The organism is Streptococcus australis, assembly GCF_003943615.1.
Lineage (GTDB): Bacteria > Bacillota > Bacilli > Lactobacillales > Streptococcaceae > Streptococcus > Streptococcus australis_C.
Genome location: NZ_RJPZ01000004.1, coordinates 98,166 through 114,553 on the forward strand (window position 1 = coordinate 98,166; position 16,388 = coordinate 114,553).

Annotated in this window: 16 protein-coding genes; 6 read left to right on the plus strand and 10 right to left on the minus strand. The window is 44.2% G+C overall.

The window, feature by feature from the left end; translation table 11 throughout:
• Nucleotides 1–114 precede the first annotated feature (114 nt).
• Nucleotides 115–891: a glycyl-radical enzyme activating protein gene (locus D8785_RS05795; protein ID WP_006595065.1), complete on the plus strand. Its 777-nt coding sequence runs from the start codon at nt 115–117 to the stop codon at nt 889–891.
• A gap of 221 nt (nt 892–1,112) precedes the next feature.
• Here D8785_RS05795 and D8785_RS05800 read toward each other — a convergent pair whose 3' ends face one another.
• The gene (locus tag D8785_RS05800) at nt 1,113–3,008 is read right to left on the minus strand and encodes a M13 family metallopeptidase (RefSeq protein WP_125374789.1); all 1,896 of its coding nucleotides are present in this window, start codon (nt 3,006–3,008) and stop codon (nt 1,113–1,115) included.
• A 149-nt stretch (nt 3,009–3,157) separates the two neighbouring features.
• Here D8785_RS05800 and D8785_RS05805 point away from each other — a divergent pair, with 149 nt between their 5' ends.
• The 4 genes from D8785_RS05805 to tpx all read left to right on the plus strand — a co-directional run bounded on the left by D8785_RS05805 (nt 3,158) and on the right by tpx (nt 6,256).
• Nucleotides 3,158–3,880, plus strand: coding sequence for a metal ABC transporter ATP-binding protein (locus D8785_RS05805; RefSeq protein ID WP_048788741.1), 723 nt, complete (start codon nt 3,158–3,160; stop codon nt 3,878–3,880).
• Entirely contained in the window at nt 3,877–4,716 is an 840-nt protein-coding gene (locus D8785_RS05810) for a metal ABC transporter permease (protein ID WP_009732123.1), read from the plus strand. Before D8785_RS05805 ends, D8785_RS05810 begins: the two co-directional genes overlap by 4 nt.
• A gap of 25 nt (nt 4,717–4,741) precedes the next feature.
• The gene (locus D8785_RS05815; protein WP_048788740.1) at nt 4,742–5,674 is read left to right on the plus strand and encodes a metal ABC transporter substrate-binding protein; all 933 of its coding nucleotides are present in this window, start codon (nt 4,742–4,744) and stop codon (nt 5,672–5,674) included.
• 87 nt (nt 5,675–5,761) lie between these two features.
• Nucleotides 5,762–6,256 carry a thiol peroxidase gene (tpx, locus tag D8785_RS05820; protein ID WP_040802778.1) on the plus strand — a complete coding sequence of 165 codons (495 nt, stop codon included), beginning with the start codon at nt 5,762–5,764 and terminating at the stop codon, nt 6,254–6,256.
• Between the two features lie 107 nt (nt 6,257–6,363).
• Here tpx and D8785_RS05825 read toward each other — a convergent pair whose 3' ends face one another.
• Nucleotides 6,364–7,389 carry a DUF3114 domain-containing protein gene (locus D8785_RS05825; protein ID WP_125374790.1) on the minus strand — a complete coding sequence of 342 codons (1,026 nt, stop codon included), beginning with the start codon at nt 7,387–7,389 and terminating at the stop codon, nt 6,364–6,366.
• A gap of 140 nt (nt 7,390–7,529) precedes the next feature.
• Here D8785_RS05825 and D8785_RS05830 point away from each other — a divergent pair, with 140 nt between their 5' ends.
• Entirely contained in the window at nt 7,530–8,183 is a 654-nt protein-coding gene (locus D8785_RS05830) for a metal-dependent transcriptional regulator (RefSeq protein ID WP_125374791.1), read from the plus strand.
• Between the two features lie 298 nt (nt 8,184–8,481).
• Here the strand turns inward: D8785_RS05830 and dtd are convergent, their stop codons facing one another.
• The 8 genes from dtd to D8785_RS05870 all read right to left on the minus strand — a co-directional run bounded on the left by dtd (nt 8,482) and on the right by D8785_RS05870 (nt 16,382).
• Complete coding sequence (dtd, locus tag D8785_RS05835) at nt 8,482–8,925, minus strand: D-aminoacyl-tRNA deacylase (RefSeq protein ID WP_125374792.1); 444 nt, start codon at nt 8,923–8,925, stop codon at nt 8,482–8,484.
• A gap of 252 nt (nt 8,926–9,177) precedes the next feature.
• Entirely contained in the window at nt 9,178–11,397 is a 2,220-nt protein-coding gene (locus tag D8785_RS05840; RefSeq protein WP_048788736.1) for a RelA/SpoT family protein, read from the minus strand.
• A 250-nt stretch (nt 11,398–11,647) separates the two neighbouring features.
• Nucleotides 11,648–12,397 carry a 16S rRNA (uracil(1498)-N(3))-methyltransferase gene (locus tag D8785_RS05845; protein ID WP_125374793.1) on the minus strand — a complete coding sequence of 250 codons (750 nt, stop codon included), beginning with the start codon at nt 12,395–12,397 and terminating at the stop codon, nt 11,648–11,650.
• Nucleotide 12,398: 1 nt separating this feature from the next.
• A complete protein-coding gene (gene prmA, locus D8785_RS05850) occupies nt 12,399–13,349 on the minus strand; it encodes a 50S ribosomal protein L11 methyltransferase (RefSeq protein WP_125374794.1) in 951 nt (316 codons plus the stop codon).
• Nucleotides 13,350–13,359: 10 nt separating this feature from the next.
• Nucleotides 13,360–14,259, minus strand: a complete 900-nt coding sequence (locus D8785_RS05855) for a GIY-YIG nuclease family protein (RefSeq protein ID WP_125374795.1) — start codon at nt 14,257–14,259, stop codon at nt 13,360–13,362.
• Nucleotides 14,260–14,694, minus strand: coding sequence for an NUDIX hydrolase (locus D8785_RS05860; protein WP_125374796.1), 435 nt, complete (start codon nt 14,692–14,694; stop codon nt 14,260–14,262).
• 49 nt (nt 14,695–14,743) lie between these two features.
• A complete protein-coding gene (locus D8785_RS05865; RefSeq protein WP_125374797.1) occupies nt 14,744–15,286 on the minus strand; it encodes a hypothetical protein in 543 nt (180 codons plus the stop codon).
• 22 nt (nt 15,287–15,308) lie between these two features.
• Entirely contained in the window at nt 15,309–16,382 is a 1,074-nt protein-coding gene (locus tag D8785_RS05870) for a site-2 protease family protein (RefSeq protein WP_125374798.1), read from the minus strand.
• Nucleotides 16,383–16,388 lie beyond the last annotated feature (6 nt).

The following is a 16,388-nucleotide window of genomic DNA, read 5'->3' on the forward strand; positions in this document are numbered from 1 at the left end:
CTATTTTAGCAAATTTTCGAGTGAATTCAAAACAAAATAAACTTTCGTTCGTAATTGAATTAGTTTCTTAAATAATGTATAATGGACTTACTAGATTGATAGGAGAGCAAAAATATGGAACAAAATCGTGGCATAATCTTTAATATCCAACACTTTAGTATCCATGATGGCCCTGGAATCCGAACTACTGTATTTCTAAAAGGATGTCCCCTGCGTTGTCCATGGTGCTCCAATCCTGAATCCCAGCGTGCAAATCCTGAAAAAATGTTGGATGCTGTTACTAAAAAGGAAACCATCACAGGAGAAGAAAAAACAGTTACAGAAATCATAGATGATGTCTTAAAAGACGTTGACTTCTATGAAGAATCTGGTGGTGGCCTTACCCTGTCTGGTGGAGAAATCTTCGCTCAATTTGAATTTGCCAAAGCAATCTTAAAAGCTGCGAAAGAAGTTGGACTTCATACTGCAATCGAAACGACAGCTTTTGTTGAACATGAGAAATTTGTCGATCTCATTCAGTATGTTGATTTTATTTATACAGACCTTAAACATTACAATACACTTAAACATAAGAAGGTTGTCGGAGTCAACAATCATCTGATTATTAAAAATATTCATTATGCCTTTGCTCAAAACAAAACAATCGTTTTACGTATCCCAGTCATCCCTAATTTCAACGACTCTTTAAATGATGCTGAAGAATTTGCTTCTCTTTTTAATTCTCTCGATATCGATGAAGTACAACTTCTCCCATTTCACCAGTTTGGAGAAAACAAATACAAGCTTTTAGGACGTCGCTATGAAATGGAAGGAATAAAAGCCCTGCATCCAGAAGATTTATATGACTACCAGCAAGTTTTTTTAGATCATGACATTCACTGTTATTTCTAATCCACTCAAAAATCCCCAAAGCTAGTTTCAGTAGATTGAAACTTGGCTTTGGGGATTTCTTATTCTTTCACGAGCATCGAGAAAATCAAATTGCTTAATTGAAGTCGAGACTACTTCCTTTGGAAAAAAGATAAATCAATTGGCATTCATGGAATGCGGCATTGATTTCCTATTTTTCTGCAGGAAGTTTCGGTAAACCGAATCGTCTCTCCTATCTTAATTTACCAAATAATCACACGGTCTTCTGGGGCGCGCCACATGCCGTCACCTTCTTTGACATCAAAGGTTTCAAAGAATTCGTCAAAGTTTGGTAATTGGACATTGGTACGGAGTTTTCCTGGTGCGTGGACATCGACACTTGCGAGAAGTTGCATGTACTCTGTCCGAGCTTTCATGCGCCAGATGCGAGCAAAGTTGGTGAAGAATTCTTCTGCTGAGAAATCTTCCTCTTTCTTAGCCGCTTCAAGGGCTGCAGCGATCCCTCCGAGGTCTGCCACGTTTTCAGAAACGGTCAATTTCCCGTTAATCTTGGCACCGTATGAGTCTTGACCTTCGAACTGATCGATAACTTTTTGCGTGCGAGCAGTAAAGGCTTCATAATCTTCTGGCTTCCACCAGTCTTTCAAGCTACCGTGCTCGTCAAAGGAAGCACCATTGGTGTCAAAGGCGTGGGAGATTTCATGGGCAATGACTGCACCGATTCCGCCGTAGTTGGCTGATGACGATTGGTGAAGGTCATAGAATGGTGCTTGCAGAATTGCTGCCGGGAAGACGATTTGGTTTTGTTGCGGATCATAGTAGGCATTGACCATATTAGCTGGCATGTGCCACTCGCTTCGATCAACCGGTTGGTTCCACTTGCTCCAAGTATGGGCAATGGAAATTTGAGCCAATTTTTGAGCATTTTCCACCAAGGTCTTGTTCTCGTCGATGATCTTTTTGGCATACGTTTCTGGTAATTTTTCAGGGTAGCCAATATGCGGTGTGATGACATTGAGTTTGACAATGGCTTTTTCGCGAGTCTCAGGAGCGAGCCAGTCCGCTTTTTCTAAGCGATCCTTGTAAACCTCAATCATGGTCGCTACTTTATGCTCTACGTCTGCTTTCGCTTCTGGTGAGAATTTTTCGCCCGCATACCAGAGTCCAAGCGCTTGGCTATAAGGCCCTTCCGCCAAGGCCAGAGCGGCTTTTTCTTTCGGACGTGCTTCTGGTGTCCCTGTAATCGTACGGCTATACTCACCAGATAAGACACGGATTTCTTCAGTCAAGAAAGACGTCCAAGAAAGAGCTGCACTGAGTTTCAACTTGGCATGAAGGATTTCCCAGTTGGCTGCTGAGTAGAATTTTGGCGCAAATTCCTTCCAGAAGCGCTCTTCTGGAACAATGATAGTATCTGGCGTTTGCCCGATCACTTCTGTAAAGAAGGTATCGAGTGGCAATTCTGGAACCAAGGCCTTGAAATCTGCCCACTCATAAGGATGGTAGAGTTTGTTGTACTCGGATTTTTCTTCGTTTGACAAGACATATTTGGCCAATTCTGCATCGGCCGCAATCACCTTATCCAGGATATCTTTGATTTCTTCCTCTGAGAAATCAAATTTTGCCAAGAGCTTTTCAACCATTTGACGCCAAACAGCCAATAACTCTGGGCCTTTTTCATTGCCTTCTTCATAGTAGGTCGTATCAGGCAAGATCAAACCGAGTGCTTCTCCCCACAAGACATTCATTTGGGCATTCATAAAGTCTGGTGACACGCTAAATGGCATGAGATTTGGTTTGCCAGCTAGCTCATAGGTCCCCAACTTACTGGTATAGTCTTCAAAAGAAGACAAGGCCTTGATTTCATTGATCAAGGGCATAGCTGGAGCCACACCAGCTGCTTCTCGCGCATCAAAATCTGCCACCATCTTGTGGTATTTGACAAAGTTTTGGAGAATACTGTCTTCTGGCAGCTCTTCTCCTCGTTGCCATTTTCCGGTAATATCCAACATCAAGTTTTCGATCTCTTGGATCAAGTCCATAAAACCACCGGTTGACGGTTTGTCATCTGGAATCACAGCTGTCTCAGCCCATTTCCCGTTGACGTAATCATAAAAATCATCTTGTAAACGTACCATGATCTTCTCACTTTCAATCTTTTGTAATAACCTTATCAAAAATAGGTCTATTTTTCAATGATTACAAGTGAGTTAATCTAAATTATTTAAAAAAATTAACTTGACTTAATTTTTTAATTTATGTATATTAATGGTAAAGGAGAAAAATCATGATTCAAATTGAACATCTAAGTGTTGCTTACCAGCAAACACTGGCCTTGGAGAATCTTTCTCTCACCATCCAGGGTCCAACCATCCTAGGAATTCTTGGACCCAACGGAGCTGGAAAATCAACCTTGATCAAGGCTATGCTAGGACTTCTCCCTCATTCGGGAAAAGTCCTACTCGATCAAAAAGATCTCGACCAAGTTCTTCAACGAGTGGCCTACGTCGAACAAAAGACAGCTATTGATTTCCACTTCCCCATCACGGTGCGAGAGTGTGTCTCACTGGGCCTCTACCCCCATCTTTCTATCTTCAAGCGAAAAAGCAAAGAGGATCTCCAAAAGGTGGAAGATGCCTTAAAACTTGTCAATCTCCTTGATCTCGCGGATCGCCAGATTGGCCAACTCTCGGGAGGGCAATTCCAACGGGTCCTAATCGCCCGCTGCTTGGTCCAAGAAGCAGATGTCATCTTTTTGGATGAGCCCTTCGCTGGAATTGACTCTGTTAGCGAGGACATCATCATGCAGACACTCCAAACCCTGAAAAAGGAAGGCAAGACCATCCTGATCGTCCATCACGATCTCAGCAAGGTTCCAGCTTACTTTGACCAAGTCCTCCTCCTTCATCGCAAACTGATTGCTTTTGGGAAAACAGAGGAAACCTTTACCAAAGAGAATCTGCATGCAGCCTACGGGCATGAACTCTTTATAGGAGGTGAAATCAGATGATTGCAGAATTTATCGATGGATTACAACAATTTCATTTCCTCCAAAACGCTCTCATTACAGCTATTGCCATCGGGATCGTCGCCGGTGCGGTCGGATGTTTCATCATTCTGCGAGGCTTGTCTCTCATGGGGGACGCTATTTCGCACGCAGTCCTTCCAGGGGTGGCTTTGTCCTTTATCTTAGGTATCAACTTTTTTATTGGCGCCATCATCTTTGGCCTCTTAGCTTCCATCCTGATCACCTATATCAAGAGCAACTCCATCATCAAGAGCGACACTGCGATTGGGATTACCTTTTCTTCTTTCCTCGCCTTAGGGGTCATCTTGATTGGAGTCGCTAAAAGTTCCACTGACCTCTTCCACATCCTCTTTGGGAATATCTTGGCCGTGCAAGACCAGGATATGTGGATGACCATTGGTATTGGTGTGGCTGTCTTACTGGCGATTTGCCTGCTCTTTCGACCCTTGCTACTTACTTCCTTCGACCCTGTCCTCGCTCAATCCATGGGCGTTCGGGTCAAGGTCTATCACTACCTTCTCATGGTGCTCTTGACCTTGGTTTCTGTCACTGCTATGCAGAGTGTCGGGACCATTCTCATCGTCGCCATGCTCATCACACCTGCTGCGACGGCCTATCTCTATGCCAATAGCCTCTGGTCCATGATGCTCCTTTCATCCGGATTAGGTGCTCTTGCATCCATCCTAGGACTTTTTATTGGTTATAGCTTCAACATCGCTGTCGGATCTTGTATTGTCATCACTTCTGCCGTCTTCTTTCTCATTAGCTTCTTTATCGCTCCCAAGCAGAGAAAGAACAGACATTCCCCTTCGTACTAAGATTAATCTCATAAAGGAGAAAAAAATGAAAAAACTAACTTCCGTCTTAGCCCTCTTTGTGGCTCTCTTATTTGGTTTACTGGCTTGTAGCAAAGACTCTTCTTCCAAGTCCTCATCCGATAAATTGAAAGTGGTCACCACCAACTCCATCCTCGCAGATATGACAAAAAATATCGCTGGAGATAAAATCGAGCTACACAGTATTGTCCCTGTCGGCCAAGATCCCCATGAATACGAACCACTCCCAGAAGATGTCAAAAAAACTTCACAAGCAGACCTCATCTTCTACAACGGCATCAACCTCGAAACGGGTGGCAATGCTTGGTTTACCAAGTTGGTCAAAAATGCTAATAAAGTAGAAAACAAGGACTATTTCGCTGCCAGCGATGGCGTAGAGGTCATCTACCTAGAAGGCCAAAACCAAGCTGGAAAAGAAGACCCTCACGCTTGGCTCAATCTCGAAAACGGGATCATCTATGCTAAAAACATTGCTAAACAATTGATCGCCAAAGATCCAAAAAATAAGGACTTCTACGAAAAAAATCTAGCAGCCTATACTGAAAAACTGAGCAAGCTGGATCAAGAAGCCAAGCAAGCATTCAATAACATCCCAGCAGAGAAGAAGATGATCGTAACCAGTGAGGGTTGCTTCAAGTACTTCTCCAAAGCCTACGGCGTCCCATCTGCCTATATCTGGGAAATCAACACTGAAGAAGAAGGGACACCTGAACAAATCAAAACGCTGCTAGAGAAATTGCGTCAAACCAAAGTACCGTCCCTCTTTGTCGAATCCAGTGTCGATGAGCGTCCTATGAAAACTGTGTCTAAGGATAGCAATATCCCTATCTTTGCAAAGATCTTTACTGACTCGATCGCCAAAGAAGGCGAAGAAGGCGACAGCTACTACAGCATGATGAAATGGAATTTGGAGAAAATCGCAGAAGGTTTGAACAAATAAGATTCCAAACTGATTAGATTCTCAAACAAATCAGTGGCTCTTCCCCCTTCATTAATGTACAATGAAAAGAAAAAAGGAGTCTTTGCTATGACAACATTTTTAGGAAACCCTGTTACCTTTACCGGATCTCAACTTCAAGTTGGCGATACTGCTCATGACTTTTCACTGACTACACCAAACTTAGAGAAAAAATCTTTGGCTGATTTTGCTGGGAAGAAAAAAGTCCTCAGCGTGATCCCATCTATTGACACAGGTATCTGTTCCACCCAAACACGTCACTTCAACCAGGCCCTCTCTGACATGGAGGACACTGTGGTCTTGACGGTTTCCGTCGACCTTCCTTTCGCTCAAGGTAAATGGTGTGCTGCTGAAGGGATCGAAAATGCCATCATGCTCTCAGACTACTTCGACCATTCCTTCGGAAAAGCCTATGGCCTCTTGATCAATGAATGGCATTTGCTCGCACGCGCTGTCTTGGTCCTAGATGCGGACAACAAGGTCACTTACGTCGAATACCTAGACAACATCAACAGCGAACCCAATTACGACGCGGCAATCGAAGCCGTCAAAGCACTTGATTAAATAAAAAAGAGGTCTACGACCTCTTTTTTATATCTACAAAATTCGTTCAGAGACTTTCCTTAAGAGAATTTCTAAGAGTCCTTTTTCTTCAATCCGAAAGAGGACTACTATAAAAACCGATGGAGTCCATTCTGAAGGAGGACTCGCCAGCGTAAGCGTGGGATGCCTCTGAGGAAACTCCGCACACGCTTTGCTACCTGTTGCTTGTAGCTCTTGCCTCCTTGTGCAAAGGTTCCCTTCCGGCTCCAATAGCCCTGCTCTCCACGATCATTCTTCGGAGCTAGATAGCGAACACCTTGCTGATAGAGGACCTTCTTACGAAAAGGTGGATCCCACGATTTGACGGGATCGATATCCAAGTCCTTATGAGTCCGGCCTCTGGCTAAACCATAGTTGAAACTGGCTCCATTGACAATGCCATTTTCAGAAATCTGATTCGGGTCCACTTCGTTGAGAAACTGGCCACCCTGATCCAGGATATACTCAGTATGAAAGTTGAGCAAGACCTTAAAATTCAACTGGGCCTGAGCACGCGATGGGAAGGCGAGCTGGCCGTTTTGATCCACATAGACCTTATTGTGAAGACGAGCCGCCTCATAGGCATCAATCTTAATTCCTTTTGTCTCCTGTAAGTAAGCTTGTAGCGCCTCTTCATCAGTCTGTCCAGTTTTGGCATAATGCTCCCGAATCCACTGGGTCTGGTAGGCAGAGAGCAGATAGCGGAACTGGTGGATCTGGCGTTTTAAGAGCTGATCTCCTGCTTTGCTGGCTAATGAATCCAGAGCAAAAGCTACTTGGACCACTCTTGAAAAAGAAGACCAAAAAGGTGAATGAGGGGGACAATCTGGCCAGAACCGCTTCAGTAAGAAGGCGGTCTCCTCACAGGTTCCCGATAAATCCCGTGGCATGAGACAGAGATGCATAACCCCTTTTAAGAGGGCCTGGGCACGACCTGCCGTCAATCCTTGCAGTTCTCTCTGCCACATCTCTTGGAAAAGAGGGCTGGCAAAGACAAAGACATAGCGGTAACAGTCTTGCCTTCTTGCTTCATCTTCGCAAGACTGCAGTCGTTTTTCTAAGTAGCTGAGACCTCTGGTCGTCCAGCCCAGTTTTTCTAATTCCCGTCGCTTCATCTGCCCCCTCCTTTCCATATTGTTTTCGGTTTATGCTTCTATACTATCATCTTTCGCCCTCCCAGACAATTCCTATCCACTGGCCAAGCCATTTTGCGCTTTTTTTGATATACTAGAAGGAGCGAAGAAAAGAGGACCCTATGACACCAAATAAAGAAGATTACCTCAAGTGCATCTATGAAATCGGCACGCAACATGAAAAAATTAGTAACAAAGAGATTGCGGCCCGGATGCAGGTTTCGCCTCCAGCCGTGACTGAGATGGTCAAGCGAATGATCTCGGAGAATCTCCTCATCAAGGATAAGACCCACGGCTATCTGCTTACCGAGCTCGGCCTTCAAACAGTTTCCGATCTCTTTCGCAAGCACCGATTGATTGAAGTGTTCTTGCTCAAAAAACTGGGCTATACAACTGAAGAAGTCCATGAAGAGGCTGAGGTGCTCGAGCATACTGTCTCCGACCGCTTTATCGATAAACTTGACCAGATGTTAGACACTCCCAAAACCTGCCCCCATGGAGGAACCATTCCACCCAAAGGACAACTCCTCATCGAGGCTTACCAGGACCGTTTGAGTGATGTCAGCGAACTGGGAACCTATCGTTTGCGAAGAGTCCAGGATAGCTTTGAATTGCTGAATTTTTTAGACCAGATCCAACTGAGCATTGGAGATGACATTCTCTTCAAAGGCTACGACGATTACACTGGCCTCTATCAGCTCCAGATCAAAGACCAAGACATCCAGATCAATCATCTGATTGCCCAACAACTTTACATAGAAAAACATGCCCTTTAATCAAGGGCATGTTTGAATGTAGCCAAACTACTTTTTACTTAAGATAGCTGGATAATTTTTAAAATAAGTTCTTCTGTTACTTTGAATTATTAAAGTAAATCCGAAACTTTCCGCCGTGAGAAAAATGCTTGAAACAATAATGTTTCAAGCATTCGGGAGTTTTGAAACCTTAGGTTCAAAACTAAGTCATGGAACTTCGTAGAAGTTCGCTGACGTCCGTACTCACCTAAGGAAAGTTTCTAGGAATACTATTTCTTCAATCCCACATGCTCTTAATCAAGGGCATGTTTTTTTCTTTCTATGGATTTTTCGTATCGAGGATGATAGTCACTGGGCCATCATTGATGAGTTCGATTGCCATATCTGCAGCGAAGACCCCTCGTTTGACAGGGACTTCCTTTTCTAACAAATCATTGAAGTCATCGTAGAGCTGGCTGGCCATCTCTGGATTGGTTGCCCCGATAAAGGCTGGACGATTGCCTTTTTTTGTCTGGGCAAAGAGGGTAAATTGAGAAATCGAGAGGATTTCTCCTTGAATATCCTTGACAGATAAGTTCATCTTCCCTTCTTCATCCGAGAAAATCCGCATTTGGGTGACCTTCCGCACCGCATATTCCAGGTCCTTCTGGTCATCCTCCGGACCCACTCCCACTAAGAGAAGAAGCCCTTCTTGAATCTGACTATAGACTTGACCATCAATGGAAACCGAGGCCCTTTTGACCCGTTGAATCACTAATTTCATCTTATTATCCTATTTATACAATCTATTGGGCATTCACTGCTAAGCTTCAAAGAACATCGACCTCAGTCAAGGTCGTGAGACGAAGACAGTACTCAAGTACGGCAAGGCAAGCTAACCAAGCTATAAAAGAGTTCTAACCATGTTCTACTTGCTTCAAAGAAAATCAACTTCAGACAAGGCAGTGAGACGCAGGCATAACTGTAGTTAGGCCAGTCGAAACTAACGCAGTATGAAGTCGATTTTCGCAGAAGACTAGCCGTTGGTACGCTTAACAGAGTAAACCTCCGGCACACTCTTAATCTTATCCACAACCGTTGTCAACATAGACAGGTTTGGAATCCCGAAGGAAATGTGGATATTGGCAAATTTCATATCTTTGGTTGGTTGGGCATTGACAGTTGAGATCATCTTAGCCGTATTAGAGAGGACTTGAAGGACATCATTGAGAAGGCCTGCACGGTTGAGGCCGTAGATATCGATATGGGCGATGTAATCCTTGGTCGTGTTATTGTCTTCCCACTCGACGTCGATCAAGCGTTGCTCGTAGTTGTCTTGGGCCCGCAGATTCATACAGTCTTGACGGTGAATGGCAACCCCACGTCCTTTGGTAATGTAACCGACAATTGTATCTCCTGGGACGGGATTGCAACACTTAGCAATCCGGATCAAGAGACCAGAAGCCCCTTGGATGACCACGCCACCTTCATGGCGAACCTTGAGGGTGTCTTTTTTGTTTTCAACCTTGACCTCGCCACCTTTGACTAGCTCTTCAGCTTCCGCACGCGCCTTGGCCTTTTCCTCTTCGCGGCGCTCTTCTTCCGTCAAACGGTTAAAGACAGAGATGGCTCCTACTTCTCCAAAACCGATGGCCGCAAATAAGGCATCTTCGGTCTTGTAGCTGGTCTTTTGCAAAACCTTGTCCATGTGCTTCTTGTCCATGAACTTGTTGGCAATCATATCATGCTCATGGAACTGGGCCATGAGCAACTCTCGTCCACGGTTGATCGAGAGTTCCTTGTCTTGGTTCTTAAAGAATTGGCGGATCTTATTGCGGGCCTTGCTGGTCTTGACGATATTGAGCCAGTCACGACTTGGTCCAAATGAATTTGGATTGGTGATGATTTCAACCTGGTCACCCGTTTTCAGCTTAGTAGTCAAAGGAACCATACGGCCATTAACCTTGGCACCAGTCGCTTTTTCCCCGATCTTGGTATGAATCTCATAGGCAAAGTCAATCGGTCCAGAATCCTTTGGAAGAGAACGAACCGCTCCATCTGGAGTAAAGACATAAATCTCTTCAGCCAGATAGTTTTCTTTGACCGTATCGACAAATTCCTTGGCATCATCCGCCTGGTCTTGGAGTTCCATCATCTCCTTGATCCAGTTCATCCCAATAGCCGATTCTTTGCTGTTGACTTGGCCCTTGATTCCTTTCTTATAAGCCCAGTGTGCCGCAACCCCGTACTCAGCAACCTCGTGCATTTCCTTTGTACGGATCTGGAACTCGATGGGACCTTTTGGACCGTAAACAGTGGTATGGATGGACTGGTAACCATTGGCCTTCCGATTGGCGATGTAGTCCTTGAAACGGCCTGGCATCGGCTTCCACAACTCGTGGATATAGCCCAGCATGGCATAGACATCGCTCGGTGATTCCAGGATACAGCGAATGGCAATCAAATCATAGATTTCATCAAAGCGCTTCTTCTTATCCTGCATCTTGCGGTAGATGGAGTAGATATGCTTAGGACGACCATAGATTTTCCCATAGAGGTGGCGTTCTGCCGCATAGGACTCGATCTTTTGGACAACTTCTTCTACCAAGGCTTCCCGCTCGCGACGCTTCTCCTTCATCATATGGGAAATTTTATAGAACTCGACTTCATTCAGATAACGGAAGGATAGATCTTCCAATTCCCACTTGACGCTAGAAATCCCGAGACGGTGGGCTAGCGGTGCATAGATTTCCATGGTTTCCTGGGAAATCCGTTCTTGCTTGTCCTTGCGTAAATGCTTCAAAGTCCGCATGTTGTGCAAGCGGTCTGCTAGCTTGACTAAAATGACACGGATATCTTGAGACATGGCCATGAGCATCTTGCGGTGGTTCTCTGCCAACTGCTCTTCATGGGACTTGTATTTGACCTTCCCGAGCTTGGTCACTCCATCAACAATCACTCGGACATCATGTCCAAATTCGCGTTCTAAATCATCTAGGGTCGCGTCTGTATCCTCGACAACGTCGTGCAAAAAACCACAGGCAACGGTCACAGCATCCAACTTCAATTTTGCCAAAATGCCGGCAACTTGAATAGGGTGGATGATATAGGGTTCACCTGATTTACGGAATTGCCCACTATGGCAGTCGACTGCATAAAGGAGAGCTTTTTCTACAAATGCAACATCCTCTCCCGACAAGTATTTTTTGGTAAGGGCAATAACCTGGCCCCCTGTTAAAGGTTCTTCTTTCGGCATCTAGTTTTCTCCACTTTCTTGCCTTCTATTCTATCACTTTTAGCTCTATATGAAAACTAGTCCGATTGACTTTCATGCTATTTGAGGAGCTTCCCAGCAATAGCAGCTCGAAATCCCGAACGTAGGTTGTCTTTTTTCATAAAGATTCCATTTTTTTACGAAATTCATCAATTTGTAATATATAAAAAATAAGAAAACGAATCCATTCTGAACAAAATAAGATATAGAAGAAACGCGTGAAGATCTACCTTCACGCGTTTTTCATTAATTCTGTAACAACACTCACTGCGCTAAGGGCATAGAGTGGGGCGGTTTCTGCTCGTAGGATACGAGGCCCAAGGCCTGCAAGGACTGCTCCTTTAGCTTCAAAACTTTCAATTTCAGCAGGTGAAAGACCACCTTCCGGTCCAAAGATAAAGAGAACCTTGCTCCCTTTTTCAAGACCACTTACAGCTTGTACAAGAGCAGCGCTTTCGCCTTCTTTGGCCGACTCTTCATAGGCCACCACGGTGCGGTCAAACTGGTCGAGTTGGGCTAGAAAGTCTGCCTTTTTCTCAAAAAGGGCAATGATTGGAACAAGATTCCGCTTGCTTTGCTCTGCTGCTCCAAGGGCAATTTTTTCTAGTTTTTCAACCTTTTTACCCAATTTCTTGCCATCCCACTTGGCAACTGACCAATCGGCAGGAAAGGCCCAAATTTGACTAGCACCCAGTTCCGTCACCTTTTGAGTGATAAACTCGAGTTTATCTCCCTTGGGAAAGCCTGATGCGATGGTCACTTGGACTGGCAGTTCCACATTGTCAGCTAATTCTTTGATTAGCTCCAACTGACGAGCCTCCACATTGACCACGCGCGCCAAACGCTTGATCCCATCATCAAAGACTAGGGTCACCTGGTCATCTTCTTTCAAGCGCATGACCTGAAACATGTGCTTGCTAGTTTCCTTATCCTCGATAGTGACAGGTGAGCTAGCCAAACCTTTTACAAAATACTGTTGCATGCTAGCCTCCAATCACACCAGAAATATCCTTAGTTTTTTTGAAGACACAGGCATTCCACTCACCTTGGATCATGTGGGTTTCAAGGAAAAATCCAGCTGCTTCTGCTGACTCACGGACCATGTCCCACTTGTCCTTAATAATGCCACTCATGATGAGGTAGCCTTCATCCTTGACCAAGCGATAAGCATCATCCGTCAGATGAATGAGGATATCCGCCAAGATATTGGCCACGATAACATCTGCCTCAATCTCCACACCTTTGAGCAAATCACCTGGGGCTACATGGATATTTTCCATGCTAGGATTGAGCTCAATATTTTCTTGAGCGACTCGAACCGCTACATCATCCAGGTCATAGGCGAAGATTTCCTTGGCACCTAGAAGTGAGCTAGCAATGGAAAGAACCCCTGAACCTGTCCCCACATCCAGCACTGTTTCACCACCACGAAGAACCTGCTCCAAGGCAAAGAGGCTCATCTTGGTTGTTGGGTGGGTCCCTGTCCCAAAGGCCATACCAGGATCCAGCTTGATAATCTTTTCTCCCGCAGTCGCCTCATAGTCCGTCCATGATGGCACAATGGTCAAATCATGAGTGATACGAGCAGGTTCATAGTATTTCTTCCAGTTGTCGGCCCAATCTTCCTCAGCCAAGGCAGTCGTGCCAATCTTGATTTCTCCTAAGTCCATAAAGTCGGTCAATTCTGCTAAGCGAGCCTGCAAGTCAGCCTCAACCACTGCTACATCAACCGTATCCGGATAGTAGGCTGTCACCACGATTTCTTCTTGTTGCTCGACCTCAGGGAAAATCTCACCGAAGCGATCGACGTTGCCCACATAGTCCATACTGTCTTCGATTGCAACACCTTGCGCACCCAGCTCAATCAAGAGATTAGAGACCAACTCCTCTCCCTCACGCTTGACTGTAACTTTTAACTCTTGCCATGTTTCCATCTGATTCTCCTTAACAATCCATTATTTCTTCTAATTCTTTTAAAGTCTTGCCGTCCTTATTTTTCCAATCCGTTCGTCCATTCGTATTCATTCCTAGTACAAAAACAGCTGCATAAGATGGACTGGAGAACAGTTGTTTTTCTTGTAAAACACCATTTTTAATCACATTTGATTTGATTAACTCCTCACGTAATTCTTTTAGACTTGCTGGTATCGCGGATGAATCAACCACATCCACTTGACTTCCTTCTAAAACAACAAACCCTTCTGAAGTATGTTCACAGATTGCTTCGATCGTTCTATTTGATTTCTTGGTTTTTCGCTTTAGATAGAGATAAGTTAAATTATCATCAGAAACATTCTGACCTGTTTTCTTGGTCATAGGAACAAACACTCGGTACCCTAAGGTCCCTACAATCATCAAAGTGTTTTCCACAACCTCATCTAACTCTGACTGCTTTTCTTCTGTTACATTCCCAGAATTGGGCTCATTCCCATTTTTTACAATGAAGCGCCCCGCGTCCTTTGCCAGTTGTGTAAACTTATTTTCCAAGTAACTAATTTCTGTGGGACCAAAGGAATTATTTTGCGTCGTCAAAATGATCACATCATTAAAATAATCTGCATGATTGTCACGAGTATGTTCCTGAACACGTAAAAGGATACCTTCACCATTTTTGCGATTCGTTGCCTGCCCGATGTAGGTAACATCCTTTTGCTTATTCTCATTACGACCAAATAGGAAATAAATGCCGCTTTGCTTCATTTCATCACGTGATTTTAAATCTGCCAATTGAATTCGAGGAATTTTATAAATCACCCCTGTCCAATTCGACAAGGTACATTTAATTATCCCAGTAACTTCTCCATCCATGAGAAACATATTGATATTCTTACTACGATTTGGCATCTACCTTACTTCCTCCAAATAATCCCTCAATCTCCCCTGTAGCTGAGGCACTGTCTGTTTAGACTTCAAAAACTCCTCAATAGGCATCAGTTTATAGGCCTGTCCTTCATCCCCAAAGGTAATATTGTCAAATTGTTCTTGTCTTAGCTGACCAACCATAAAGACCGATTGCTTGTCTTTAAAGATTACGCTAGGATAAATCTTGCTCCAAAGCAGACAGTCTTCATCTAAATGAATTCCCAGTTCTTCATAAACTTCACGCGCTACACACTCAAAAGGACTCTCGTCCCCTTCGCGGCCACCACCTGGCAACTCCCACATGTTGGGACAAGGGATATCGTCCTTGTCATCACGTAAGATAGTCAAGACCTTATCCCCACAAATCAAGGCAATCTTGCAACCTTGGAAATCCATTCTGCTATCTAATAATTCCATGATATTTACTCTTTTCTATGATAACAATTACTCTCTAGGAAAATACGAGCTAGCTTTCTTCGATTACTTTTTGGCACTCTGCATCCCAGTATGCCTGCCATCTACCATGTTTTTTCGCAAAATAAACCGTAAACTCATCGTTTACATAATCTGCAACATAGCGAAGATTAGGCGGGTTTTCCTCAAAACTTAATATCCAAGGATGGAAGTAAAATGTCCTTTCCCACTTCTTCTGAGTATAGCCGAGATCCTTAGCATACTGAGGGATAGGTTGTTGCATCTCACTTTCCAAATGGGACTGAATGGCATTGTCAAAACTATTCAAACGAGCTAATAGTTGCTGAAACTGGTCTTCCTCCTCAATTTTGAAAGCACCTATGAACTCAAATTCTGCAAAGTCTATCGAAAAGTCAAATAGTGTGATTTCACCATCCTCAACACAGTGACCCACCTCATCAACACGGTCACGAGTTCCAAACTTCAATACTCGCTCGAAATCTAGATCCGCAAAGCGATTGCGAGGAAGGATCGACTCACGCTCTTGAGATTTTTGGGATTTTTTACTAAATAACCGCTTAAATACCTGAAGCATCGTACAGCTCTCTTTCCTTTTCTCAGCTCACCTGAGTCTGTTCTACCTGTATTGCTTGTTCCAACTCATCTAACCACTGCTGGTAATAGGCTTTCTCATCCCGCAACATGCGACTTACATCCATCTTCTGTCTAGCAAGCTTGATCGCCTTGTGGGTCTGGACCAAATCCTTTTTGACGGTAAATTGATACCAAGCTTGGACCGCCTGTATATTGGCCAATTTCATCGACAAAAAAGACTTGACTCGTCGAATGGTCGCGTATTCCTCTGCTTTTTCATGATCTCCTTCCAACAAGGCGATATGCAGTAGGGACAACTGGGCGGCCGTTTGAATCATCGGATTATCTGCCCTCTCCAGTAAAGACTGAAAGTGCTCTTTAGCCGCCTCGCGATTGCCCTCTAGAATCAAGACTTCTCCCTGGAGGGCTAAGACCCCCTCCACAAAGCCTCCTTGCACCTCCTCAGGAACAGGTCTAACAAAATCTCTTAGATCGTAATCTTCTGGTGCTAGCAGGGTCTGAGCAGAATGGCGGAGTCCGAGATAAGCATAGACCACATTTTCAGGATGGTGAATCAATTCTAAAATTTTAGCTCCATCTGTAATCCCAAGGGGGAGAGCATTGGCCAAAATGAAGGAGAGATTAAGACAAATCCAAGTGCCTGCAAAATACCAACTCTGTGTTAGAACTCCAAAGAGGATGGATACGATAAGCAAAGTCAAATGAACCAATATCCCACCGGAAAGCATCAGGATCATTCGTTGGTCACTTTCATCCTCTTTTAGTCCAATATACTGGGCACCGACATTTTTCAGAACTGCCGTGTGGCTAAGACGAAACTTCCCTGCTTTTTTAGTCAGGAGAAAATTTCCCAAGCCTAAAGCGACGAGCCGATAGCCTGTCAGATAACCACAAAAAGCATGTCCCAGTTCATGGAGAATGAAAATGAGATACATGCTAGAAAAAGTGAAGAGATAGCCTGGTACAAAAACCAGTTGAAAACCTAACTCCGTAAAGGCTATCGTCCCCAAGGAAAAAGCACCCATCAAGAGAAGAAACGATAGACCATAAACAAGATAGATCCCAATTTTTTTCATAAACTC